This window comes from Croceitalea rosinachiae (genome assembly GCF_031846445.1).
Lineage (GTDB): Bacteria > Bacteroidota > Bacteroidia > Flavobacteriales > Flavobacteriaceae > Croceitalea > Croceitalea rosinachiae.
Window position 1 is genome coordinate 285122 of record NZ_JAVRHR010000003.1, and the last position, 26085, is coordinate 311206.

A 26085-nucleotide genomic window follows, 5' to 3' on the forward strand; every position below is an offset into this window, starting at 1 on the left:
GAATTATGTCAAACGTTGTTACTAATCCGAAAGATAAAGTCCCAATTGGTCAAAAAGCCGCTTTTGGAGCAGGTCATTTGGTTTTAAACCTATACCCAGGAGCCCTAGGGTTCTTTATGTTTTTCTTATTGACTGCCTTTGGTATGGATCCTTTTTTAGCTGGGCTTTTAGGTGGGTTACCAAGGTTTTTTGACGCAATTACTGACCCCATTATGGGATTCATTTCCGACAACACAAGTTCAAAATGGGGTCGAAGGAGGCCTTATATTATGGTTGGAGGTATTTTGAGCGCCATTACGTTCGTTCTTTTATGGCAACTCGATGAAAACAACTCATCGGACTATAATTTTTGGTATTTCCTTATCATGTCAATGGTTTTTCTAATCGGAAATACCATGTTTGCTACACCATTGGTGGGATTAGGGTACGAAATGACTTCTGATTATAATGAAAGAACTACTTTAATGGCTTTTTCTCAAACAGTAGGTCTTATAGCTTGGGTAATAGTTCCTTGGTTTTGGGTAATTATTGCTGATCCAGATATTTTCCAGAACCAAGCTGAAGGGGTCAGAACAATGGCATTATATGTTGGTATTGCCTGTTTGATCCTAGGGCTCTTACCTGCCATTTTCTGCAGGGGAATAGATTCTGCTAAGATGGGGGATAGAAAACCACTAACACTGAAGAATATTTTCACTAATGTGAAAGACTTGTTTAGAAGTATTGGAGAGGCGGTTAAGAACAAACCATTTATGAAATTGTGTGGAGCGACTTTCTTGGTTTTTAATGGATACCAGATCGTGGCATCTTTCAGTTTCTTTATTTTCGTTTTTTACATTTTTAATGGAAGCTATGAAGCAACGGCAACATGGCCGGCTTGGTTTAGTTCAATTGGCGCATTGGTTTCAGCATTTTTAGTGATTCCAATAGTATCACAAATGTCAAAAAAATGGGGAAAAAAGAATGCCTTTATCATCTCCACAGCTATATCTATCGTGGGATATGCCTTAAAATGGTGGTCTTTTACTCCAGAGAATGTTTGGCTTTCTTTCATTCCAATTCCATTGATGTCATTTGGTTTAGGAAGTTTATTCACCTTAATGATGAGTATGACGGCTGATGTTTGCGATTTAGATGAGCTTACTAACGGAATGCCGAGGAAAGAGGGTACTTTCGGCGCGTTGTATTGGTGGGTTGTAAAACTTGGTCAGGGTATAGCTTTGGTTTTAGGAGGCCTTGTATTGAGCTTAATAGGATTTGATGGTAATGCCGCTACCCAATCGGCAGAAACATTAACGCAACTTAGAATAGCTGATATTGTTATTCCTGTAGTTACGGCTGGTTTGGCGATATGGGTCATGTGGAAATACAGCTTGTCTGAAGACAGAGCAAAAGAGATTAAAGCTCAGTTGGAAGAAAGAAGAGGTGTGCTATAACGATGTTAATATGTTAAGCAGATTATAACTAAAAAAACGACCAGATGTCAACAAAAATAGTAATCATAGTAGGAATTGTATTTATATTAATTGCAATCCTTAGCAGTATAAAAAGAAGTTCAAGTTCAAGACTTGTCAGCACAAAAATTGGAATACCTGCGGGAATCATTGGTGTTTTAATGATGATATATGGCAGCTATTCATCTGATTTAGTCGGTTATAATAGTCAAATGGAACAAGTTTCTATTGGGAAAAAATTAAAGATTGACGGACCAGTGAATGCCGTAAAAGTAGTTTCTCCGATTGATAAAGATTCAGTGGATTGTCGAATATTAACAATGGGGGTTTATCCTGAATCCCATCAAAAAGATGTTTGGGTAATTATAAGGCCAACTGATGACAGATATTATCCGCAATCTGATCATACCAACACTTCCTATAAAAGAGATGGCGAATGGCAGGTTGTTACTCGTTTTGGTGGAGATAAAGGTGAGGTATATGATTTGATTATTTATGAAGCAGACTCCACCGCTTCGTCATTTTTTAGTTCCACAATAGCAGAATGGAAAGAAGAAGACGTTTATCCTGGGCTACAACTTGAAGAAATGCCTTCTGGAGCTAAAGAAGTAGAACGCCTAGTTATTTATACAAAGAAAAACTGTAGAGGAGTTTTTTAATATGACCCCACTTAAAATTGACTCTATTTAGAAGTAAAATTAGTTCAAAAACTTACCATAATGCAGATAGTAAAAGAAGATAGAGTGCCAATGGGTCAAAAAATCGCATTCGGAATTGGAATGTTTGCCAATCAAATGTTCCCTGCTATTCTTGGCATTTTTATGGTTGTATTGGTTCAAGACCTTGGTTTTCCGGGGTGGATGTGGGGTGTCTTATTTTTTTTGCCAAGAATATTTGATTGCTTTACGGATCCTGTAATGGGCTTTATTTCTGATAATACAAAATCAAAATGGGGAAGGCGTAGGCATTATGTTTTTCTTGGAGCCTTAATCATGGGAATTTCATTTGTGATAATGTGGCAACTCTATCGTGAAAATGGACTTGATTATAATTTCACTTACTTTTTACTTTGGTCACTTGTCTTTTATCTTGGTTTGACCATTTTTAGTGTGCCATATGTGGCAATGGGTTATGAAATGAGTAATGATTTTCATGAACGTACTGATATTATGGCCATCGCACAGTGGATTGGGCAATGGGCCTGGGTGATTGCCCCTTGGTTTTGGGTTTTTATGTATGACCAAGGTTGGTTCGAATCTGCAGAAGTTGCAACAAGGGAACTTGCCATATATGTGGGTATAGCGTGTATGATTTTTGCCATGGTCCCCGCAATTTTTATAAAGAGTAAATCAACGGTAAATGCCGATTACGCAGTATTGAATCTAAAAACAATAGGTGGTAGTTTTAACAAGATACTTGCTGGTTTTAAAGAAGCATTTAAATCAAGACCATTTAGACAATTATGTATAGCAACATTTTTAATATACAATACGTTTTATACAATTGCGAGTTTTTCATTTTTCATTGTAGTGTACTATTTATTCGGAGGTGACGCGGGAGCCGCAGGTATTTGGCCTACCCTTTTCGGAAGTGTAGGAGCTCTGGCCACTACCTTTATTGTAATCCCAATAATTACTGCCATGTCCAAACAAATGGGCAAAAAGAAAGCTTTTATAGTTTCTCAAGCTATTTCAATTTTGGGTTATATTTTATTGTGGTTTCTGTTCATACCGGGCAAGCCCTATATGTTTTTATTCGCGTTGCCATTTTTCTCCTTTGGCATAGGAAGTTTATTCACCTTAATGATGTCAATGACCGCTGATGTTATTGATTTAGATGAGTTGAATAGTGGTCAACGAAGGGAAGGTGTTTTTGGAGCTATCTATTGGTGGATGGTAAAGTTTGGATTTGCTATCGCTGGGTTGTTAACAGGTGCAATTATGTCTGTAGTTGGATTTGACCCAGAATTGCCCGTACAACCTGATGGAGCTATTTTCGGGCTTAGGGCATTTTATTCTGGTTTTCCAATTATAGGCACTCTTATTGCAATTTATGTGATGAGAAATTATGATTTGACTGAAGAAAGAGCCAATAAAATTAGTGTGGAATTAGAGAAGCGCAAGAGCAATAGTAAATAGTGTAGTGTTGATTGACGTATCACACTATGGTAAATTGGCCTATGCGTAAGGATGACTTTAAGCTACAATGCGCCAATACATTAATAAAGAATTAATTGAACTAAAAAGAGAGTTGCAAAATATAATTTAAAAAAGAAATAAGATAATGTCATACAGGGAAGGACACCATTTTTCACTAGCAAAACATAATTATAAAGGTCATGCAGGTGTAGATTTTAGTAAAGTTACCGAAGAAGAGTTAAAGGAATTGTGGTTGGAGACACTACAAAATGGAATGCATGGACTTTGTTTTAGCATGTATGAAGATGGTCAAAACCCCGGTGATGTAATTACCATAGAGCAAGTACAAAGACGAATTAATATTATCAAGCCCTATACAAAATGGGTGAGATCATTTTCATGTATTGAAGGTAACGAACATATTCCTCGAGTGGCCAGTGCAAACGGATTAAAAACCATGGTAGGGGCTTGGTTAAGTGATGATTTAGAAATGAATGAAACTGAAATCGAAGCTCTTATTGCCTTGGCTAATGAAGGCTGTGTGGATATTGCCGCTGTAGGTAATGAGGTACTCTATCGTAATGATTTGAGCAAAGAGCAGTTATTGGGTTATATTCGGAGGGTAAAAGAAGCTTTACCAAATGTTGAGGTAGGGTATGTAGATGCTTACTATGAGTTTTCGGTTCATCCAGATATTGTTGATGCTTGTGATGTGATACTTTCGAACTGTTATCCCTATTGGGAAGGATGCCCTATGGAATATTCTTTAAATCATATGCAGCAAATGTTTGGTCAAGCAATCGATGCTGCTAGGGGCAAAAAGGTAATCATTACAGAAACAGGATGGCCTAGTCAAGGAAGCAGTTTGAAAGGCGCTGTTTCTAATGCTGAGAATGCAATGAAGTATTTTATTAATACTCAAGTATGGTCCGCTAAAGAGAATATAGAAATCTTTTATTTCTCTTCTTTTGACGAATCGTGGAAAGTTGGAGCAGAAGGTGATGTTGGAGCCTATTGGGGTTTATGGGATAAAAATGAGCAATTAAAGTTTTAATCACGGAATTTTTAAAATACATCGTCGTTTTCTAATATTATACTACGATTTTTCGATTTAAAATAAATATTCATATTTATTTACACTTAGGTAATCGAACACTATCGAATTCTATTAATTTTGTTCTTGTTAAACCAGTTTTAACTGACTATCCAATTGCAATCCCTACAATGAGCGAGTTTTTTAAGGCAGAACTAAAAGATAAATTTTTACAATATGCCTCAGACAGAGATGATTATTTTGAAACCGGATTGCTATATGATGAATTTTTAAGACCTAATTATAGTATTGAGTTTGTTGAAAAATTAATAAAGGAAATTATTGATTACGACCCTAACTTAATTGATATTATGAGCGGTAACGGGGTGAGAATTTTTATGCTTTCTGCTACCGCTTATACGAATGAATTTATTGAAGAAGGTGGATTTAAAGATCTTTATGTAAAAGAGGAAGAAAAATGGGATACTTTTTTAAATCAACTATCAAATACTCGTAGGCTCTCCATCGAAGAAAAAGAAAGTTTGGGCGAAACGGAGAAAACTTCTTACAAAAGAGAGCGAACTTTGCTATACGGATTAATAGGTGCGGTTGCATTAAGCTTTTTATTCACAATGTTCAGTCTTTTTAAAGCATTATTTAATGATGAAAAATACGTAAGTCAAAAAGAATTTGAAGAAAGAATTCAAAAATTTGAGAATGAATTAAACCCAAAAACTGAACAATCGGATTCACTGCTTGAATCACCTGCAACGAATTTACGGCAAGTAGATAGTTTTAGTAAATAATAATACTTTTAAGAATTATGCTAGAATTTTTCGTCAGTAAGGCTCTGAATTCCCGATAAAACATTGCAATCGTTTTTGTTAAAATGTTCCCTCTAAAAGAAAACCGCCTCTTAGTACTGCCGACTAAACCAGTTGACTGCTGTCATCGGCCAGTTCAAACAATTATTTGAGAACCTGAACATGACGCATTGTAGTGATTTCCATTAATAGCAGTAATCAACTTTACGTTCACGGCATTGGATATCCACATACATGTTATACAAATTGCAAAAGTTTCTTGTGTGCAGCTAACGTCATCTGATTGATTCGTAGAGGTAGTCCATCATTATTAGCGTCGATTGCCAAGCTTGTATTTATGGCTGTTAATTGCTAGGTTCCAATAAATTCTTCAAAATCCAATGCAGTTTTATCTCCTGGATTACCTAAGTAAGAAGAACAAAATAATATTAATACTGAGAACATTTTGCTAAAAACACCTTTCATCACTTTTTTGCAACAATTTGCATTATTATGTCCCAATTTGGAAATTGATTAGAGTTAATTCTTTATATTGGCAAATTATATTGATTTATAAAAAACTGTTTACCCTTTAGTTAAATGGTTAAATATTTCATAAATATGAAATATTGATATGATTATAGAATCAAAATATGCATTATTACCAGATTATTATAATACAGTAATTAACTTTAAATAAAAATGACGGCAGATTTATTAGCACATGCGACTGAGTTTGAAAACAGGACCTTGAGTCATATGTCGACAAGTGATAGGGTTGCAGCCTCAAGAGAGGCAAAAAAACTTATTCTAGATATTAACGAGATTTATAAAGAAACAAAAGATTCTAATCTGATGGATGTTATGAAACGTCTCACAGAAAAGAAAAAGAAAATTGAAAAGCGCTTAAAAGGAACTCCTCTTGTTTAAGTAAGTTTTGCAATAAAAAAGGCCTATCATTTTTAATGATAGGCCTTTTTTTTGCGCTTACGGGGATTAAGGTATTCCAAATCATCAAAGAATTTCACTTTGCCTTGCCTATCTGCAAGTTCAACATCGTCAACCATACCCATTCCGTTGAAGAAATAGCTGATTTCCATAATCCCACCTATCGAATCTTCGTATGATGTAGAAAACACTTCTGTTCCATTCAATATTAATTGAACATTCTTATTTGACGTATTAATTTCTACTTCATTCCATTGGTATATATTGGTTGTAAGTTTGGTTAGGTCCTGAGTTTTTCCATTGTGTAAAGTATCCCCAGTCCGAATGTAAACCTCACTTCCACAACCTTTGTTTCCAATCATAATCCAGTAATAACCCTCTGTACCCTGAAGGTGGAAGTTTGCCATGGGGCAGTCCACGCTCTCCAGAGGTTCCATCTTAAATGAAGTCTTATAAGTCAAGTTATCGCCATCAACTTCAAAGTCTTTGACATAGTAGTAAGCTAGTTGGAATTCTTTATTAATATCAATACCCTTAATTCCTAGTGTTTCCGTAGCTATACCTAAATAATTCTCTCTTAGCCAAAGATTTTTGTCAAATGTCACAATATTAGACATTGGTTGTCTTGCCGCCATGAACCAATCTTCATAAATTACATGAACGGGCATTTCCTTGACAATTTTGTCATCAGCAAAGAGTTTTGCAGTAAAGTATCCCGGAATGTAATAGATATCGGTGCGTTGTTTGATTCCTTTGAAAATCTCTACCTTTCTAAAGGTATCCCAACTTTGTTGTAGAAAAAAACTATCGGCATTGATATGCTCAATGTCGTAGTTGAAAACTACTGTGTTCGGCAATTTGTTTTTAAATGTTTTTTCATGGTTAAAAGTCACATTAGCCATTACTTCCTTTCTTTTCTGTTTTTTTTGAAATGCCTCTGCACCCACAATAAGCATTAAGAACATAGGGATTACTACTAGCAAAGCGACCGCTACTTTTTTAAATTTCTTTTTTTGACCTAAAAAAGTGCTTTTGAATGTGCGGTCTTTTTTCTCTACTTGATTTGACAGGGAAGCAGATTTAAGGCGTTGCCAATTTTTATCAAAAGCAGTTTTAGATAAAGCATCCAAAGTAGATATGTGGGGAAGGCGTTGGTAGTCATTTGACCAAATTCTTTTTAAAGTAGATACACTTAATCTACAAGCTGTTTTCTCTTCAATGAAATAAGAGAGAAAGTCAAAGTCTTTTTGGGACCATTTCGCTGTTTCTTGAAGATTGGCATCTCCGGCGATTTTCCTTTTTATTCCTTCTAAAATTGCCTGATCAGATTGTGTCATTTCATTGATTTTCAATATTTTATTTCAGTGAGTCAAAAGTGAATAGAAAATGATTTGAAAATGATTCCATCAAAAACCAAAGTATTCATAGCTTGGATTTTATATGTAAAAAGACAATCAAAATGAAAATCCGTTACACTAATTTACTATTTATCGTTTTGTTTTCAATGCTGTTTGTCAATGGACAACAATCAATTTTTCAAGAAGGAGCATATATAGTATATTCAGAAGACAATGAAAAAGTAGTCTTAAAAGACACATTGTTCAAAGGAAGGCGGGCCTTAAAATTGGATGGTACAAGTAGTTCCATTGCCTTATTAGATGATATAAACACCAAAAATTTTAGGGTGGAAATGGATATTGCAGGACAGGTGATGTCGGGATTGGGGTTTCATGCCAAGGATGGAATGAATTATCAATTCATTTACTTTAGACCGCAAATGGGTAATACCAGTGAGGCCATCCAGTACATTCCAATTTATAATGGTGCACTAAGTTGGGTCTTTTATAACTATCCAGTTTATGAGACCTCAACAGACATAAAGTCCCTGGAGTGGTTTCATGCAGCTTTTGAGGTTAGGGGTAAGAACTTGAAAGTTTTTGTAAATGATGAACCTGAACCAAAAATGAATATTTCTATTTTGGATAACCCTGTTGATAGTGGGAAGCTTTTGCTTAGAAGCCTGTTTGGACCATCTTACTTTGCCAACATTACCTGGCAAGCGCTGACAAACACTGAAATTAAAGAAAAGACCCTGCCCCAAACAGATTTTTTGACCAAATGGGAAATATCCGAACAGTTCCCTAGAGATACCATCACCGATTATTTTGATAACATCTTGAAGAGGGCCAATGTCGCTGATAATTGGAAAACTATTAATATGGTTGAAGATTCCTATGTGAATTTCTCCCGATATTTTAAACATCCGAGGGGTGTCTTAGTGGCCAAGACCAGCATAGAAGCCGATAACCAATCTATTAAGAACCTTCATTTTGATTTTGTGGGACGAGTCAAAATAATCTTAAACGGAAACGACCTCTTTACATATAAAAAAATAAGATTTGAACGGGTTTTTGATAGTACTTTTTCTATAGGCTTACCCTTGAAAGAAGGAAAAAACGAACTTATTGTCATTGTAGAAGGAGATGCTGCCTTTTTTGGAAAAGGTTTTAGGTATCTGGGAAGGAACCAGCATACGAATTGGGGCTTTATCGCTCGGGTTGAAGATTAATACTCTTTTCCTTTTCCTGTTGAAAGCAAAAAAAGACATTCTAAATAAATCAAATTATCTATGAAAAACTTCTTCGTAAAATACGCTTTAATACCCTTTATTTCGATTATGGCATCTTGCATCGAGAAACCCGAGAAAAAGTGGCAAGAACCTAGTGCAGAAAACCAAAATGAAACACTTGGCATGCAGAGCTGGTTTCTATCCACGGGTGATTGGGAAACTGACCCGCAAATCTATGTTCGAGAATTTGGCAATGGTACTGATACGATTGTATTACTTCACGGCGGATGGGGAGCTGAACACAGCGGCATGATCGATATTATACGGTCACTTGAAAATGAATACAAATTCTTTGCCCACGAACAGCGCGGTTCCCTTCGCTCTCCTTTTCCTGATTCCCTTATTACCTATGACAACCATATAATGGATGTTGAACTTTTGAGAAAGGAACTAGGGCTGGACAAGCTTACAATTTTGGGACACTCGATGGGTTCAGTACTGGCCAGTGCTTATGCCCAAAAATTTCCAGAACATATCCAAAAACTGGTATTGGTAAGTCCCGCTTTTCTGAAAAACCCATTTCCTGATGAGGATATAGAACTATTACAAAATTCACAAAAGGCCTATGAAAATTTTAGTTCAAACGAGAAATTGGATAAGGAGCTGAAGCATCAAAACTTGTTACGGGTACAACCAAAACTATCCTCAAAAGAAGAAACCATAAAAAACCGAATCAACTTTGCCAATATTATGCTGTACGATATTGGGAAGTGGAATAAACTCAACAACGGCAAAGCCCTATATAAAGATAACGTTTATGGATTGACTGAAAGAACCTATCCAGAAAAAGGTTGGAATTTTATCTCTGAATTTAAAGAGCAATCTTATCCTATTTCCGTTATTATCGGAGATCACGACCGTTTTGATATGGGCAACCATATCTTCCGAAAGTGGACTTCCGAAGTACCAAGAGCTGAATTTACAAGTATAAAAAGAGCCGGGCATTTATTATGGATTGACCAACCTAAAAATCTTACAAAGACTCTTAGACAAACCCTAAATAATTAAACACTTAGGTTCACTCTTCAAAAAGCAAAACATCGACAATTCAATATTCCCATAATTACATCTTATTGCAATAAAGATATTTTGATGATGGCCAATGAGTACAAATCAGAACTTTTAATACTTCTTAGAAAAAACATGACAGGCTTATGCGAAGGGTATTCTGAATTTGGTTATGAAAAGCAAGTAACATATGAAGAATATTTCATTTGAATGTTTCACATTCTCTATTCCTAGGTTACCAATAACTTGATAAATCAAGAACCCATAGTGTTGCCCAAAGAAAAGGTAAGTTTTTATATTCTACAATTTTGAATATCGGTTCAGAGAATGATAAAACATTTATTCAAAGCAGCGATAAATAAAAAACAAAATAACTAACTTTTAAACCCAGCAAATCTTATTAACAAACTGATGACTAAAAAAATAGTTTTTATAGTTCCTCCGAAAGTGCATCTTTTGGATTTGAATGGCCCTATTCATGCATTTTATGAGGCAAATGAATATGGAGCCTCATTTGATTTACAGTTTGCATCCATTTTTGAGGAAAATAATAGTGTCACAAGTAGTGCAGGTCTGGCATTAACAAACATGGTTTCTTTCGAGGAAATTACGCTTTCAGAAACTGACTATGTTTTCATTCCGGGAATCTCTTTTTCAACGTTATCAGACATTTCGTTTTTATCTAAATGCAAAGGTTTTTTCGAATGGTTGAGAATACAAAATTCAAAAAATGTTAAGATCTGTTCTGTTTGCACGGGCCTATTTTTATTAGCCGAAGCCGACATTTTGAATGGAAAAAAATGCACTACGCATTGGAATAGAATTGAAGATTTTAATGAAAGGTATCCTAATATTAAGGTAGAAAGAAATAAGATGTTCGTAGCCAACGAGAACATTTATAGCAGCGCTGGCGTAACTGCAGGAATTGATTTGTCCTTACATATCATAGACAAAGAATTAGGTGCAAAGTTTGCGGTCGATGTTGCAAAGGAAATGGTGGTTTATTTTCGTCGAGGAGAATCTGATGATCAAGTTAACCCCTATTTGCAATATAGAAATCATATGGAAAACAGAATTCATGATGCCCAAACCTATATTCTTAAAAATCTTGAAAAATCAATTGTCCAAGAAGATATTGCAGAAGCGGTTGGCATGAGCGGTCGAAACTTATCTCGTTTGTTCAAAAAAACCACCGGGGTTAGTATTGGTTTTTATCGTGAGAAACTTAGAGTTGAACGAGCCTCGCAAATGTTGAAAGAAAGTAACAAAATGCAAACAATAGCGAACGCCTGTGGACTAAATAGTACTAACCAATTGAGGACATTATTAAAAAAGCATAATAAGTTCTCTTAATACCGGTAATTTAACCAAGACCAAGAAAGCAATCTTTTAAAATGAAAATTCTACTATTTGGAGCATCGGGTTCTGGAACCACAACACTTGCAAATGAAATTGAAAAAAGAACAGGCTTTAAGCACTTAGACGTTGATGATTATTACTGGAAGAAAACAAACCCTCCTTTTAAAGAAAAAATACCACTAACTCAAAGAAATGAAAATCTGAAAGTGAATTTCAACAATTTTGAGAATGTTGTCGTAAGTGGCTCATTGGTAAGTTGGGGAAAAGAATGGGAAGCAGCATTTGATTTAGCCATTTTTATCTGGTTAGAAAACACCGAAAGAATGAGACGACTGAAAAAACGTGAAGCTGAACGCTATGGAGAAAAACTTTTTACCGATAAAACAATCCAGCTGAACTCAAAAGCATTTTTGGATTGGGCAAGCCAATATGAAAATCCAAATTTTAACGGGAGAACATTAAAGGTTCACAACAATTGGATCGAATTGCTTGATTGCAAAATATTGAGATTAAATGGAGAAATTGAACTGAATAGCAATGTGAAAAAAGTAATGAATGAAATAAAAACTTTATGATTATCTTAAACTAGTACTTTTTAGTCATGTCCTGATACTGCGCACAGTTGGCATGATTGACATTTATAACCCACATACTTTTACAAGTAAAATAAAAATGATGAACAAAAACATAGTGATTATTGTCATTACTCTGTTGTCTTTGAACAGCGGTTGGTCGGCACTAAATGTCTATTCAAGTACTGCCCTTCGTCACTTACCATCTGACACATTGGAATTTAGACACAGCGACGAATACAAGTCTGATAGTAATGAACTTAAAGCAAAAATGGGGATAGAAGAATTGGAAGCTGACTCGAACAGAAAGAAAATCGCTTTTTATCTGCATGACGGTGTTGAAATATTAGATTTTGCTGGCCCCTTGGAGGTTTTTACTGCGGCGGGGCACAAAGTAATAATAGTATCGAAAACCGCTGAGCCCATAGTTAGTCAAGGCACACTCAAAATTATTCCAGACTATACCATAGAAAATGCTCCTAAAGTTGATGTTATTGCTTTTTTTGGAGGTAATGTGGGTCTGGACATTATTAATAATGGTGTTTCTGAATGGATCAAGTCATTTGATGAATTGGACAATTATTTTTCCGTTTGCACAGGTGTTTTCTTCTTGGGAGAAGCAGGCATTTTGAAAAATAAAACAGCTACTACTTTTCACAGTTCATTGGACTATCTTGAAGAAAACTATAAAGAAACTAAAGTCTTAAGAGATGCAAGATATGTTGATAATGGTAAAGTGATTACAACTGCCGGCATATCGGCGGGAATTGATGGTGCCTTGCACCTAGTTGCCAAGTGGCAAGGATTTAACAAAGCTCGTGAGGTTGCATTCATTATGGAATATGACAAATGGGTGCCCGGAGAAGGAATGATACTTTCTGAGGATAATCCTTATACAAATCTAATCAACCTTAAAAAGTTGGAAGATTATGCGGGCATCTATGAAAATGAATCGGGAATACAAGTAGTCATTAAAGTCGATAAGAGAGAAAAAGGTTTATATGCTCATCTGGGTAAAAATAGAGTTCCCATTTTTCATGAAAAAGAGGATAAGTTTTCAAGAATGAATAAGGAGCATGTAACTTTTATAAGAAACAAAAACAATGAAGTTATACGTATGGAGTCTAGCGAGCATCCAGTTCAATTTATTAAGCAGTAATCATAAAAATGCAGGTACACCATCTCATAACTATACTAATACTAGTAGTTGTTCTTTCATGTAAAGGCAGCGAAGGCAATTATGTTTGTATGCCATGCAACCTGTCTTGTGATGAACTTAGCTTTTCAGCACTAGGTACTTGCCCTCATTGCGATATGGCTCTTCTTAAAAAGAGTGACCTAAGACAGCGAAAAGAACTTGTGTTGAACCAAATAAATATTCAAGAAGGTTCTGGAGTATTTTTAATTGAAGGTGGAAAGGGCAAAGTCGACAAACCAATAAAAGTTTATTACCACAAGCCTAAGAACTTCAATGCAGATTCCAAAATATTATTGGTTATTCCTGGAGCAGGAAGAAATGGCGACAGCTATCGCGATGCATGGATTGAAGAATCAGAAAAATACAACGTTCTTATTCTTTCGCCCATGTATGCGGAAGAAAATTATCCCTTTGAGGACTACCACTTATGCGGTGTGATGGGAAATCTTAATTTAAGAAATAGCATTTCCCGTATTGAGAACACCAATATGGTAAAACTTGAAGAAGACAAGTTCACGTTCACCATAAATACAAATAAAGACGAATGGATATTCAATGATTTCGATAGAATTTTTGACCTCGCGGTAAATACTCTTAACTCAAATCAAACAACGTATGATGCCTTTGGCCATTCGGCAGGCGGCCAGATTCTACATCGTTTGGCTGTTTTAGGGTCTACTTCAAAAGCCAATCGAATCTTGGCCTCAAATTCCGGATTTTACACCCTTCCTGATTTCGACGCGGCACCTCCATTTGGTCTTAAGGAAACAGGGCTTAACAAAGAGGATTTAAGAAAGTCTTTCACAAGAAACTTAGTCGTGTTCACCGGTGAACTTGACAATGAAGATGAAACTGGTGGTACCCTTCTCCGCTCCAGGTCTGCAGATTTACAAGGGCTACATCGATTCGAAAGAGCAAAATACTTCTTTGAAACTTCCAAAGCGACAGCAAAAGAAATGCAATTGGATTTTAACTGGAAATTAGAAATCATACCCGATGTCGGCCATAATCATCGAAAAATGGGAGATGCTGCGGCTGAATACTTATACAAATAAAGAAAATAGAAAAGTAAGATTTTCGCAATGACAATAAATCAAATATTAGCAAAAGAGTTTCAATTTATCCATAACTGGACAACTGGTCTAATCTCCAGTTTAGATGAAGAACAATGGAAAGTTACGCCATCGGTAGTAAATACAAATATTCATTGGCTTTCTGGCCACATTCTGCATGATAACTACTGGCATGCTATTGGATGCATAACACAGCCATCATATGAATTTCAAAGTGCACTGGAAATTGATCGCTTTAAAAAATACTTTCAAAAAGACTCGGATTCATCGGCTTATATAGAAGAACGTCCTGGAAGAGAAGAAATTTTAGACGGATTGAGTCTCTGTAATATGGAAGTATTGAAAGTTGTAAAGGATATGACTGAAAGTGAGCTTGAACAACAAACATTGGTGCCGAATCCAGTGGCTAAAACCAAATATGAGTCTTTGATTTTTGCTGTCAAACATCAGATGTGGCACAATGGCCAAATAGCGATGCTAAGAAGGATAATAGAGAAAGCTTAAAATAAATACTTATGGACAGAAAAGGATTTATAAAGAAAGGAGTTGTAGGTAGTTTGGGATTAGGTTTAGTCCCAACTCTGAGTTTTGGAGTTAATCAAACAGAACCAGAACCTTATAAAACTGAATTGGTGAAAGAATTTGTTCTTGCCGGACATTTTAATTTAGATAAGGTAAGGAATATGTTAAATGACTATCCAAATCTTATCTATAGTAGATATGATTGGGGAAATGGCGATTTTGAAGAAGCCATAGAAGGTGCTGGTCATAAGGGAAACAAAGAAGTTGCGAACTACCTTATCCAAAAAGGGGCAAGAGTAAACTTATTCGTTTTGACCATGCTTGGGAGAACGAGTTTGGTAAAACCAACTTTGGAAGCATACCCTAATTTGATTTTCGCTAAAGGGGCACATGGACTAACCTTACTTCATCATGCCGAGGTTGGAGGAGATGATTCAAAAGAATTGTATGATTACTTATTAGAGAAAGGAATGACGGAAAAGAGTATTAAACTGAAATAACCAGCTATACTGATATGAAGCCGTAAGGTGAATAAAAAGGGTGCCTTCCTATTCTTAACCATATTCATTTTGGTCATGACTGTAAGCACCCATACTTTTCTAACTTTTCTGATGATAAAGCATTTTTTGGACAACTTTTTTGGCCTATTCTAGAATATGCCCACCTGAATGGTTCAGCATAGTTCCCGTCATATATCCAGCTAAATCAGAGGCTGCCAAAACAATTATATCAGCAGTTTCTTTTGTAGAAGGCAGTCGTTTTAAGGCGGTTTTTTGTTGCTCTATGACTCCTTGCATTTCATCCCTACTCAGACCCATATTTTCTCCCATAGTGGTAAAGGTATAATCAATGGCGGGAGAATCGGGCATAGCCTCAGAGCGAACCCCGATAACACGAACACCTTCAGAACCCCATTCGGTGGCCAGACTTTTTACCAAGCCCTCGGTCGCGGCATGTGAAGCAGTAAGTGCGGCACTCCAAGGGGAACCTACTTTTGCCAAAGTAGAGGTTATGAAAATGATTACACCACTATTTTGTTTTGACATAATCGGGAATGCGGTTTTTGCGGTAATAAATTGATTTGCGGTTGTTGTTTTTAGAGGGATTAAAAATTGTTCTAAAGAAACATCCAATGCAGGTTTTCCGTGGTTGTATTCCGCAGGATTGGATGCACTAAGGTTGATGACGATATCTATTAGCACTTTTTCACGGTCGAACCATGAAAAATACCCGTTGACTTCTTCTTCGCTTAAGGTATCTACCTTTCTGATTTCTCCTAATTCCGATGATTCAATACCATCGACATTGATATCTGACAAGTAAATATTAGCCCCATTCTCTTTAAAAGCTTTAGCAACCTGTTGTCCAAGTGCTCCTTTAGCTCCAAAGATGAGAGCGTTCTTATTTTTCAATAATTGATTTTTCATTTTTTATGCTTTGTTTAATTATACCTCATGGCTTCGTAGCCGAATATTTTTCTTAGCAACCCTAATTGACCAATAGCGTATGCTTCCCTATCGATTAAAAAAGAAATAGTGTTCAAGAGATTGGGTTTGGCCAATAATGGTGCCGCAAAAGGCTGAGGGGCTATAAGTTCTTCTTCAGTTAATGATAAAAGTCTATTCCTTAAAAGCGGTGCGATTCTGTTCCAATCTTCCTGTAAAGGAGCCAAATCTGGATAGGTAATATGTTTTTGAATAGGTCTTTGGTCTTTGAATATTTCATAAAAAGTATCCCGTTCCTTTAGTCCAATACTGCTTCCCAATCGATATCTTACCGAAACTAGATTGCCTGCAAGCCAGGCAATATGGTTCGTGTTTTGGTTAATTCTTTTCTGCGCATCTTTTGGTTTTATATCTGCTAAACAATTGACATAAAGCCTACTGTGAAAATCGTACTGTTCGAGTATGCGCGTAATTGATAAGTCTATTTCCATATTTCAAATTCATACATATTATCGTATATTTGACTGGTTGCAAAAAACAACTAGACAAATATATAAAACTAATTGTGTTTTGCAACTAGTTTTGTAATAAAATTAGTGCATATGAAAAATTCTAAGTCAGACTGCCCGATTAATCAGGCATTGGAAGTGTTTGGAGATAAGTGGACGTTGTTAATCATCCGTGATGTGATGTTTGATGGAAAGCGATATTTCAGAGAAATGTTGGGTTCCGATGAGAAAATAGCCAGTAACATTCTAACTGATAGGTTGAATAAATTAGAACAGTTTGGAATTCTAGTGAAGACCAAAGATGAACATCACAAACAAAAGAATGTATATAGTCTAACCGAAAAGGGAATAGATCTAATGCCCGTAATGATAGATATTGCACATTGGAGTACTAAGCATAGGGAGGTGTCTGAAAAAGATAGGACTCATGTTAATGAGCTTGTTTCTGGCGGACAGAAATTGCAGAACAAAATGCAGAATGAATTAAAGAAGGAATTGGAATTGGTTTTAGAAAAATAAACACTGCTTATACCTTATATGAAACCATTCCATATTTCTATACTACTTGTGCTGTTCATTTTTGTGGGCTGCGGAGAAAGAACCACAAAAAAAGAGAATGCTTCTGGAAACAACACCGACAAGATTGCTACTGAAATTCAATCTGAAGAAATTTCTACTAAACCTATTTCTTGGCTAGATGCTATAAAAAATAAAAGCCTTGCCAACATAAAAGACAACTACTCTGACAATGCTTTCAAAATCGTCTCTGCAGATAGTATAATTGCCGGCTCTTCGGCTATTGCCGATTATTACATAAACCTAAGCACTGAAATAACCGAAAGTCAGACATTGTTTCTTTCCGAAGCGAATAAAAGTGAAGGTATTCATTATGAACTGATCAGCTATAGAATTGCAGAAGCTAAGGAATATGCGCAGGCGGTTATCTGGAAATCTATCGATGGAGTAAAGGTGAGGGAATTTGAATACACGGTAAAAAGGGATATTTCTGACCCCGAAGCTTTAAAGGACCAAATTTCTAAAAGAAGAGACCTATGGATACAATTATGCAATAAACATAATGCTGAAAATCTAGTCAAAAAGCTATACACATCCGATGCGATTTATTTTAACCACAAGCCATTGGTTATAGGTGCTGAAAATATTTCAAAGGAATATCGGTATATGAACAATGACAATTACAACCTAACCCTTAAACCCTTAATAGTTGAAATCGTAACGGGGGATATAGCTTTTGAAATTGGAAAATGCGCTGGAAGCTATGGAGGAAAATATGTAATTGTTTGGAAAAAAGAACCTGGTGGGAGATGGAAAGTTTTTATCGATTCTAATTTTTGAAATACAGCTGCAACTATAATGGGTTACTTTTCAGGTTTGCCGATACCTTCTTCGATATAAGATTTTAAACTATCTGTGATAAAATAGTCCCAGGCTTTAGAACAAACATCATAGCAGTTAAATGTAGGAACAAGACCTTCGTGTAGAAAATCTACATTGGTGGTCTGATTATCTTTAGAGGTGATGTTCCAATGCAATTTGGTTCCTAACCATTCTTCCCTTACTCCTTTTAGACCAGCGTGCACTTGGTTCGATTCAATACATTCCCAAGTAATGGTACTATCTCTTTCAAGATGAGTTACTTTAAATACCCAAAATGCCTCTCCAAACGATACTTTGAAGATACTACCAAGATTATTAGCCTGTTGATTTACTTCACCCCACCATTTATCTATGCCAACTGTAAGGGCACCAAAGATTTTGTCATTACTTCCCGATATCAAAACAGATTGCATATAATTATCCATAAGATATTTGCTCTTAAAATTATTTGATTGCAAATCTATAAAACTAACTTTATATTGCAACTGCTTTCTTAATAAAACTAGTTTTATCGTCAATTAAAACGATTGAAAGATTCTGATTTTTCATTTTCTAAATACGATAATATATACATTTATAAAACACATTAGGATTAATTGAAAACAGAAAAGCACTTTTGGTAGTTGATATGCAAAAAGGCTCTTTCTCGGCGAAATCACCGAGATTTGATACAAATGGAGTTGTTAACCGAATAAACAAACTTGCAGAGTTATTTCGTGAATTGAATCACCCTGTTTTTATATCAAAAATGATGGAACTGGAACTGGAGAATCTGAAAAAAAATTCAACCGACTGGGAAAATTTAGATGTACTAAATGTTGGACAGGAAAATATCATAATTGACAAATATGCAAATGACGTTTTTTATACGTCAGAACTTCACTCAAAACTAAAAGAATTGAAAGTAAATGAATTGTTTATTGCTGGATGTGCAACCGACTTCCCCGTAGAATCGACAATTCGATCTGCCCTGACAAAAGATTTTGATATAACAGTTGTCAAGGATGGACATACGACCGGAGAAAGATTATATTTCAAAACCAAATAAATTATTGAACATTACAATTGGGTTTGTCAAAATATGATATCAACTAAAGGAAAAATTAAAGTAGAGAAAGCTGAACGAATAAGAACAATTTGGCAGCAATTAAAACCAAACACCAAATAAGAATGAAACCAGAAGATTTTATTATAGCGTACGAAAAAGCCCTAAGAACTCAGGATTGGAAAAGCGTTGAACCTTTATTTCATGATAATGTTTGTGTAACATTCTCAAATGGTTCTGTTCATATAGGAAAGCCAAAAGTCAAAGTGGCATTTGAAAATAATTTTTCGCTAATTAAGAGCGAAGAGTATTCGATGCAAAATATTAAATGGATACTAAAAACCGAGGCAACAGCCGTTTTTTTATTTGAATTTGCTTGGAGTGGAATTATTAACGATAAACATGCAGAAGGAAACGGAATTGGAACTTCAGTTCTGATTAATCAAAATGGAAAATGGACTTTACTAACGGAAAATCTGAGTAAAAAAGCTTCTAGCTAAAGCAATACGAGATATAAAACTAACACTGCTAAGTTTTTTAGGTTAATTAAATAAGCATACTTTCAAGATAGATTACTATCAATTAACTTTATCCTTAACCAGTAAACATTATGCTGAAGCTTTACGGCCTTTTTTATTCGTTTGGAGTTTCGCTACTACTGACCTTGGCAGGAATGACTTCTTCCTTGTTGATAAAGCTCCGCTTTGAAAATAGTTCAAATAAAAAACGCTCAAGCAAGCTTGGCGTTTTTTATTATCGAACTACTTATTTGTGACCTCGGCAGGATTCAAACCTGCAACCTCTTGAGCCGTAATCAAGTGCACTATTCAGTTATGCTACGAGGCCTTTTTAATGGGGTGCAAATATATTTCTTTTTAACTTTACTACAAAACCGCTTAATCATTATTCAATGGATTTTAAACCATTTATACGAGATATTCAAGACTTTCCTGAAGTCGGTATAGTTTTCAAAGATATTACTCCGCTTTTAAAAGATGCTCAAGCCCTTAATAACGCTAGTAATTCTTTATATGATTTAATAAATAGTAAAAAAATTGATAAGGTGGTTGGGGTTGATAGCCGGGGTTTTATTTTTGCTCCAATGCTAGCTTCTAAGCTCAATGCCGGATTTGTGCCTATTCGTAAAGTTGGCAAATTACCTTACGATACAATTTCAGAATCTTATGATTTAGAATATGGGTCAGATACTTTAGAGATGCATAACGATTCAATTTTGAAGGGCGAAAAAGTATTAGTGCACGATGATGTATTGGCTACAGGGGGTACTGCAAAAGCTGTATGTAAACTGGTCGAAAATTTAGGTGGCGAAGTGGTGCAATGTAATTTTTTGATACAATTAACCTTTTTGCATGGGGCTTCTAAATTAAAAGGTTATGATGTTAAGGCCTTACTAAACTATTAACCTAAGGCCTTTGTGGTTACATAATACCGCCAACCAATAAGTACTAACTGAAACTTGGAGGCTTTGGCTAAATCAAGCCCCTTTTTAGTATACGATGGGAGGATTACCTTGTTGATTTTAGCCAAAAGTTTAAAAAGAGATTGCATTCTTCCAATTTTTGACAAAATACAAAAAAATAAAGGCCAGATGAAAATCTAGCCTTTTCTTAAATGTAGTTTCTGATTTGACGAAACTTTTAATTAATTAGGGGTGATGAGTCCCCTTTTTTTTGATTGATGAATTTTATTTAAACTATAGCATAACGGTGATTAGACTTAAGACTATTGTTATAATAAATTTGACTAAAGCTACCATATGTTTTTTTGATTGATAATTAATTCGTTTTTTAATTGATGCTCGAATATATCATGATAATTGTCATGTTTCCAAATATTTAGAAGAGAATTATTGTAATTGAATGCGAAATTGAAATAATAAGAATGCTTCTGTGTTCAAAAATGATGTAACTTCCTTGGATAAAGTTGTAATTTATAATGTAAAATAATTTTTATATTAAAATATGTAATTTTTCAAGGGTGTATTTGAAAGGTTTTATTGAAACCAAGGGGCTTTTCATTAAAAAAAAATTCTAAAAAGCCGTTTTCATTTTTGAAACCAAAAAAAACCGACCAAATTTGAAGTCGGTTTTTCTCGATTTTTGATTGATGGATTGTGCGCTAGTTTTTCTTTTTGGTAGTTATTTCTACCGCGCCATTTTTTGCTTTTTTACCGTACTTTTTTTTTGCTGCTTTTCCTTTAGAAACATCAATGGTCTTTATTTCTTTTGGAGAAAGTTTTTTCACCTCTTTTCTCGAAGCTTCTTTACCGTCAATATAAAATAGGGGTTCTTCTTCACCATCTGCGTTTATAAAAAAGAAACCATCATTCTCATCAATGACTTCAATATCTAAATCATTATCAGCATCTTTTAAAATGAATACACCCTTTTTATCTTTATGTTTCTTTTTACCCTCTGAAGAAATCACTTTCACCCTTACATCGTGGTCGTCGTCATCTGTATTAAATGAAAAATGATTTGAATGTATTTCTTCATCCTCATGAACTTCTTTTCCATCAACTAAGATTTTTTTAACACCGCCTTCAGTTCTGATTTCAATAGTTTCCTTGTCATTATTTGAATTGCTTATCCAAACCTTATCCTTTTCAGAACTAATAAGTGCTATGTTTGGATTATACGCTCCCTTTGAGCCAATAGATACAAGATTGTTTTCATGGTCAATAAAAATTACAAGTGGGGTTATACCATTTTCACTATCTGATGAACTATAGGAACTATTAAATTTTTCGCCATTTTTGCCTTTTCCAGAGACGTTCACATCAATTTGAATGATTTCGTCTTTGTCGTTATGAACCACAGTATATGAAAAGTCAATGTCATCGGTCGCCAAATCCTTCTTGATTTCTTCCAGCTTTTCATTTGAAGTGCTTTTAGTAATTAACAATTCTATTTTTTTGTAGGTCTTAACGCTCTTTTTAGCTGGTGGCTTTTTTGTTTCAATGGCTTTTTTCAAAGACTTAAAAGGAATTAGACTTTCTGGGTTTAGGGATTTGCCTGATTTTGATATTTCAAAATGAAGATGCGGTCCGGTTGATTTCCCCGTATTTCCTACATGACCGATTACGTCTCCGGATTTTACTTGGTCACCTACTTTTGCTACTCTGTCATTTAAATGCATGTATTTGGTTAAATACCCATTCTCATGTTCAAGAAGAATGTAATTGCCATTGTTGAAACCTAAAGAGCTCACCTTTACTGTTCCATTGGCACTTGCCTTGACATCTTTACCTGTTGAAGCTACAAGATCAATTCCCTGATGAAATTCCATTTCATTGGTAAAAGGGCTCTTTGCAGGGCCAAAGCCTAGTGATATTTTTTGAATATCACTTTGGTTTAAAGGGTTTATAAATTCTACGTCAAATGGCTTTTCTATTGATTTTACTTTTGCATTCTCTCTAAATTTCACCACTTCCTTAGTATTGAATCCGACTAAGAATAAAAATAGTAATGGAAGTATCACTAAAAGTTTGAGTGCATTGATACGTTTTGATTGATTTCGATTTAACATGATGATTCGCTTTTTGATTAATGAATTAAAAAATGGGTTTGCAATTGTTATTTTATGGCTCCCAACAATCTGTTTTAACATTAGGTATTGATACTGTTTTTTGTCTTCGTATTCTTGGCACGTCTTAGAATCGGCCAAAAACTCTAAGTTTTGCTTAATACTACTTTTATAAAACCATATAGCTGGGTTGAACCATTGAAAAATACATAAGACCTCAGTTAAAAGAATATCTATGGAATGAAGTTCTTTGGCATGAACTTTTTCATGAGAAATTATGGTGTTCAATTCATTTTTGGAAAATTGCTTTGGATAATAAAAAATATGCTTGAAAAATGAAAATGGTGAAATATAATCGTTGGTCTTTACATGGTAAAAACTATCTTCAATAACCACTTCACTTTTCTTTCTTATGGTACGAATGGAATATAATTGAACAATAAGTCTTAGTCCAAAATAAACTGTTCCCAAAATATATATTATCAATAATAAACCTAGCCAATTAAATAATGCCAGTGATTCATTGCTCGTCTCTGTTACCATAGTAAAAGAGCTTAAATCTGTCAAAAACATAGGAGCACGTTCAACATATGTCGTTTGAGTAATTGTCACAAAAGGTAATAAGAGTGAGATTAAAAGACCTATTACTAGAAACAATCTATTGCTCTTGAAAAATGTTTCTTTTTTAAGAAACACCTGGTATATTCCCAAAAACAATAAGATTATACCAGATGACTTTAATAAGTGTACAAAGAATGCTTCCATCACTTTTTATTTTCAATTAGTTTAATAATCTCCTTTAGCTCTTCAATAGATATTTTTTCTTCATTGGCAAAAAATGAAACTAAACTTTTATATGAATTGTCGTAATAGTCGGCTATAGTTGAGTTGATGAATGTTTTACGATAGGCTTCTTTAGTGATTTTTGGAAAATAGCGATGTGTATTTCCAAAGGCTTCGTAACCAACGTAACCTTTTTCCTCTAAATTTCTGACAATGGTAGAAAGCGTGTTGTAATGTGGTTTATCACCTTTCACATCTCTTAAGATCTCTTTCACAAAAGCTTTTTCAAGCCTCCACAAAATCTTCATGATTTCTTCTTCTTTATTTGTCAATTTTTGCATAGTCAAACTTTAGATTTCAAACATAGTATTATATTTATAGTTAAACAACTATTTTTATAGTTATTTAACTAATTATATAGTTTTTTAATTAACTCAGTTATTGTAATTAAATGTAAATCTTAGTTTATATTTACCCAAAACACGTCATCTTGCAAGACTTTTTATTTATCGTTCTCGGTCTTATTTTATTGATTGTTGGGGGTAATTGGTTGTTAAAAGCGGCGGTTGCGCTGTCTTTAAAACTTAATATCCCAAAAATTATAATAGGGATGACGGTGGTTTCTTTTGCTACTTCAGCCCCAGAATTAATCGTTAGTGTCAAGGCAGCTTTAGATGGTTTTCCAGACTTGGCATTGGGCAATGTAGTGGGGTCTAATATTGCCAATTTAGGTCTTGTATTAGCAATTACTGTGTTGATGGGCAGTATTGATGTGCGCAAAAGTTTCTATACTACAGATTGGCCAGTGATGATGTTGGCATCATTACTTTTTGTCGGGTTTATCTATTTTGATGGTACGTTAGAACAGCATGAAGGCATCATCATGGTGGTTTTGTTGTTTGTGTTTTTGGTTTATCTTCTGCGATTTCAAAAAACCGCAGTTGTTGATGAACTTCCTGAAGATGATGTTCCATTGCCATTATATAAAACAGTGCTTTTTTTAGGATTAGGCGGAACGGCACTTTGGGGCGGTTCAGAATTGTTGATTGATGGTGCGGTTGGTTTGGCTTCATCCTTTGGGGTGAGTGATCGAGTGATCGGTGTTACCGTGGTATCTATTGGAACCAGTATTCCGGAGCTGGCAGCCTCAATAATTGCAATTTTGAAAAAAGAGAAAGCCATTTCTTTAGGAAATCTAATAGGATCCAATATTTTTAATCTATTGGCGGTATTGGGAATCACATCAATAATAACTCCTATAAACGCTGCAGATCAAGGGTTGTTGACCAACGATATTTTCTGGATGCTTGGGATTTCGTTCTTAATTCTGCCCTTGGTTTTTGTGCCAAAGGGACTTCGATTAGGCTGGCGTGACGGACTTATTTTGATAGGGATTTATATCACTTTTGTTTATCTTACTGTAAAATAAAAAACCGCCCTATTGCTAAGACGGTTTTTAGAATAATCAACAACTAATTTTCTTATACATCAGCAGATTTAACCGTCTTAACAATTCTTCCTGCGATTTTGTATGGATCACCGTTTGAAGCTGGTCTTCTATCTTCTAGCCAACCTTTCCATCCGCTTTCAACGGTAGCGATTGGAATACGGATTGAAGCCCCTCTATCAGAAATCCCAAAGCTAAACTCATCAATAGATTGCGTTTCGTGCTCACCAGTTAATCTTTGGTCATTGAACTCACCGTAAACGGCAATGTGCTCTTTCACCACTGGTCGGAAAGCTTCACATATTTTTTCATAAGTAGCTTTATCGCCACATGTTCTCAACGTAGTGTTAGAGAAATTGGCATGCATGCCAGAGCCGTTCCAGTCCATATCTTTTCCTAGTGGTTTAGGGTGGTATTCAATGTAATAACCATATTGTTCGGTCAAACGATCCAATAAATAACGAGCTACCCATATTTCATCACCTGCTTTCTTAGCGCCTTTGGCGAAAAGTTGAAATTCCCATTGTCCAGAGGCAACTTCTTGGTTGATTCCTTCAAAGTTGATTCCTGCTTCAATACACATATCTGCATGTTCTTCAACCAAATCTCGACCATGAGTGTTTTTACCACCAACAGAACAATAGTACATGCCTTGTGGAGCCGGGTAGCCACCAATTGGAAAACCTAGTGGTAATTGGGTTTGCGTATCCATTATAAAATATTCTTGTTCAAAGCCAAACCAAAAATCATTATCGTCATCATCAATGGTTGCTCGACCATTAGATACGTGAGGGGTACCATCTGCGTTCAAAACCTCAGTCATTACCAAAAACCCGCTCTTTCTTGCAGGATCTGGAAATATGGCAACTGGTTTTAACAAGCAGTCAGACGAACCACCTTCAGCTTGTCTTGTTGAACTGCCATCAAAAGACCACATTGGACAATCTTCTAATTTACCGCTAAAGTCATTTACAACCTTGGTTTTACTTCTCATGTTTTGAGTTGGAAAGTATCCATCCAACCAGATGTACTCTAATTTTGCCTTGCTCATAATAGTGGATTATTTACTTGAAATTTTAATAAGTTGTAAAAATAATTTTTTTTGCTAAAAACCTCTATTCTAAGGGGGTTAAATCACAAAAAGTTATCAGAATTTTGTTAACCCCTATTTTATG

The 26085-nt window shown here is 35.2% G+C and carries 28 protein-coding genes and 1 tRNA gene; 20 read left to right on the forward strand and 9 right to left on the reverse strand.

The features are described 5' to 3' along the window. Positions 1-5: 5 nt before the first annotated feature. The 6 genes from RM706_RS13860 (at position 6) to RM706_RS13885 (ending at position 6358) form a co-directional block, all read left to right on the forward strand. Entirely contained in the window at positions 6-1436 is a 1431-nt protein-coding gene (locus RM706_RS13860; RefSeq protein WP_311352569.1) for an MFS transporter, read from the forward strand. Positions 1437-1480: 44 nt separating this feature from the next. Further along, entirely contained in the window at positions 1481-2113 is a 633-nt protein-coding gene (locus tag RM706_RS13865) for a hypothetical protein (protein WP_311352571.1), read from the forward strand. 60 nt (positions 2114-2173) lie between these two features. After that, on the forward strand, positions 2174-3592 hold the full coding sequence (locus tag RM706_RS13870) for an MFS transporter (protein WP_311352573.1): 1419 nt from the start codon (positions 2174-2176) through the stop codon (positions 3590-3592). Between the two features lie 145 nt (positions 3593-3737). Next, complete coding sequence (locus RM706_RS13875; RefSeq protein WP_311352575.1) at positions 3738-4646, forward strand: glycoside hydrolase family 17 protein; 909 nt, start codon at positions 3738-3740, stop codon at positions 4644-4646. 170 nt (positions 4647-4816) lie between these two features. Further along, on the forward strand, positions 4817-5431 hold the full coding sequence (locus tag RM706_RS13880; protein ID WP_311352577.1) for a hypothetical protein: 615 nt from the start codon (positions 4817-4819) through the stop codon (positions 5429-5431). A 699-nt stretch (positions 5432-6130) separates the two neighbouring features. Then, complete coding sequence (locus tag RM706_RS13885; protein ID WP_311352579.1) at positions 6131-6358, forward strand: hypothetical protein; 228 nt, start codon at positions 6131-6133, stop codon at positions 6356-6358. Between the two features lie 32 nt (positions 6359-6390). Here RM706_RS13885 and RM706_RS13890 read toward each other — a convergent pair whose 3' ends face one another. Beyond that, complete coding sequence (locus RM706_RS13890) at positions 6391-7713, reverse strand: hypothetical protein (protein ID WP_311352581.1); 1323 nt, start codon at positions 7711-7713, stop codon at positions 6391-6393. Positions 7714-7835: 122 nt separating this feature from the next. Here RM706_RS13890 and RM706_RS13895 point away from each other — a divergent pair, with 122 nt between their 5' ends. The 8 genes from RM706_RS13895 to RM706_RS13930 all read left to right on the forward strand — a co-directional run bounded on the left by RM706_RS13895 (position 7836) and on the right by RM706_RS13930 (position 15237). Further along, positions 7836-8945, forward strand: a complete 1110-nt coding sequence (locus RM706_RS13895) for a hypothetical protein (RefSeq protein ID WP_311352583.1) — start codon at positions 7836-7838, stop codon at positions 8943-8945. Positions 8946-9005: 60 nt separating this feature from the next. Then, positions 9006-10013 (forward strand): alpha/beta fold hydrolase, encoded by a 1008-nt coding sequence (locus tag RM706_RS13900; RefSeq protein WP_311352585.1) that lies wholly within the window; start codon positions 9006-9008, stop codon positions 10011-10013. 411 nt (positions 10014-10424) lie between these two features. Beyond that, on the forward strand, positions 10425-11366 hold the full coding sequence (locus tag RM706_RS13905; RefSeq protein WP_311352587.1) for a GlxA family transcriptional regulator: 942 nt from the start codon (positions 10425-10427) through the stop codon (positions 11364-11366). A gap of 41 nt (positions 11367-11407) precedes the next feature. Continuing rightward, a complete protein-coding gene (locus tag RM706_RS13910) occupies positions 11408-11947 on the forward strand; it encodes an AAA family ATPase (protein ID WP_311352589.1) in 540 nt (179 codons plus the stop codon). Between the two features lie 100 nt (positions 11948-12047). Next, the gene (locus RM706_RS13915) at positions 12048-13103 is read left to right on the forward strand and encodes a DJ-1/PfpI family protein (protein WP_311352591.1); all 1056 of its coding nucleotides are present in this window, start codon (positions 12048-12050) and stop codon (positions 13101-13103) included. An 89-nt stretch (positions 13104-13192) separates the two neighbouring features. Then, positions 13193-14197, forward strand: coding sequence for a hypothetical protein (locus RM706_RS13920; protein WP_311352593.1), 1005 nt, complete (start codon positions 13193-13195; stop codon positions 14195-14197). 27 nt (positions 14198-14224) lie between these two features. Continuing rightward, complete coding sequence (locus tag RM706_RS13925; RefSeq protein ID WP_311352595.1) at positions 14225-14719, forward strand: DinB family protein; 495 nt, start codon at positions 14225-14227, stop codon at positions 14717-14719. 11 nt (positions 14720-14730) lie between these two features. Next, on the forward strand, positions 14731-15237 hold the full coding sequence (locus RM706_RS13930; RefSeq protein ID WP_311352597.1) for an ankyrin repeat domain-containing protein: 507 nt from the start codon (positions 14731-14733) through the stop codon (positions 15235-15237). A gap of 144 nt (positions 15238-15381) precedes the next feature. Here the strand turns inward: RM706_RS13930 and RM706_RS13935 are convergent, their stop codons facing one another. After that, entirely contained in the window at positions 15382-16164 is a 783-nt protein-coding gene (locus RM706_RS13935) for an SDR family NAD(P)-dependent oxidoreductase (RefSeq protein ID WP_311352599.1), read from the reverse strand. A gap of 14 nt (positions 16165-16178) precedes the next feature. Then, positions 16179-16673, reverse strand: a complete 495-nt coding sequence (locus RM706_RS13940; RefSeq protein WP_311352601.1) for a DinB family protein — start codon at positions 16671-16673, stop codon at positions 16179-16181. A 111-nt stretch (positions 16674-16784) separates the two neighbouring features. Between RM706_RS13940 and RM706_RS13945 the strand changes: the two genes are divergently transcribed. Further along, complete coding sequence (locus tag RM706_RS13945) at positions 16785-17210, forward strand: winged helix-turn-helix transcriptional regulator (RefSeq protein ID WP_311352603.1); 426 nt, start codon at positions 16785-16787, stop codon at positions 17208-17210. A gap of 18 nt (positions 17211-17228) precedes the next feature. Then, entirely contained in the window at positions 17229-18047 is an 819-nt protein-coding gene (locus RM706_RS13950; protein WP_311352604.1) for a YybH family protein, read from the forward strand. 23 nt (positions 18048-18070) lie between these two features. Here the strand turns inward: RM706_RS13950 and RM706_RS13955 are convergent, their stop codons facing one another. Further along, positions 18071-18607, reverse strand: coding sequence for a hypothetical protein (locus tag RM706_RS13955; RefSeq protein ID WP_311352606.1), 537 nt, complete (start codon positions 18605-18607; stop codon positions 18071-18073). 98 nt (positions 18608-18705) lie between these two features. Here RM706_RS13955 and RM706_RS13960 point away from each other — a divergent pair, with 98 nt between their 5' ends. Both RM706_RS13960 and RM706_RS13965 read left to right on the forward strand, forming a co-directional pair. Further along, positions 18706-19137 carry a cysteine hydrolase family protein gene (locus tag RM706_RS13960; RefSeq protein WP_311352608.1) on the forward strand — a complete coding sequence of 144 codons (432 nt, stop codon included), beginning with the start codon at positions 18706-18708 and terminating at the stop codon, positions 19135-19137. Between the two features lie 122 nt (positions 19138-19259). Then, a complete protein-coding gene (locus tag RM706_RS13965; protein ID WP_311352610.1) occupies positions 19260-19634 on the forward strand; it encodes a nuclear transport factor 2 family protein in 375 nt (124 codons plus the stop codon). Between the two features lie 272 nt (positions 19635-19906). On the opposite strand, the gene RM706_RS13970 is transcribed toward RM706_RS13965, so the two are convergent. Next, positions 19907-19980 (reverse strand) — tRNA-Arg (locus RM706_RS13970). A 64-nt stretch (positions 19981-20044) separates the two neighbouring features. Between RM706_RS13970 and RM706_RS13975 the strand changes: the two genes are divergently transcribed. Further along, complete coding sequence (locus RM706_RS13975) at positions 20045-20557, forward strand: adenine phosphoribosyltransferase (RefSeq protein ID WP_311352612.1); 513 nt, start codon at positions 20045-20047, stop codon at positions 20555-20557. Here RM706_RS13975 and RM706_RS13980 read toward each other — a convergent pair. The 3 genes from RM706_RS13980 to RM706_RS13990 form a co-directional block, all read right to left on the reverse strand. Beyond that, positions 20554-20703, reverse strand: coding sequence for an SsrA-binding protein (locus tag RM706_RS13980; protein ID WP_311352614.1), 150 nt, complete (start codon positions 20701-20703; stop codon positions 20554-20556). The genes RM706_RS13975 and RM706_RS13980 overlap by 4 nt on opposite strands. Positions 20704-21273: 570 nt before the next feature. Further along, positions 21274-23445 (reverse strand): peptidoglycan DD-metalloendopeptidase family protein, encoded by a 2172-nt coding sequence (locus tag RM706_RS13985; protein ID WP_311352616.1) that lies wholly within the window; start codon positions 23443-23445, stop codon positions 21274-21276. Then, positions 23445-23804, reverse strand: a complete 360-nt coding sequence (locus tag RM706_RS13990) for a BlaI/MecI/CopY family transcriptional regulator (RefSeq protein ID WP_311352618.1) — start codon at positions 23802-23804, stop codon at positions 23445-23447. The genes RM706_RS13985 and RM706_RS13990 overlap by 1 nt, the downstream gene beginning before the upstream one ends. A 149-nt stretch (positions 23805-23953) precedes the next feature. On the opposite strand from RM706_RS13990, the gene RM706_RS13995 reads away from it, so the two are divergent. After that, positions 23954-24892, forward strand: coding sequence for a calcium/sodium antiporter (locus RM706_RS13995; protein WP_311352620.1), 939 nt, complete (start codon positions 23954-23956; stop codon positions 24890-24892). Between the two features lie 52 nt (positions 24893-24944). On the opposite strand, the gene RM706_RS14000 is transcribed toward RM706_RS13995, so the two are convergent. Continuing rightward, positions 24945-25961, reverse strand: coding sequence for a glutamine synthetase beta-grasp domain-containing protein (locus RM706_RS14000; RefSeq protein WP_311352622.1), 1017 nt, complete (start codon positions 25959-25961; stop codon positions 24945-24947). Between the last annotated feature and the right edge of the window lie 124 nt (positions 25962-26085).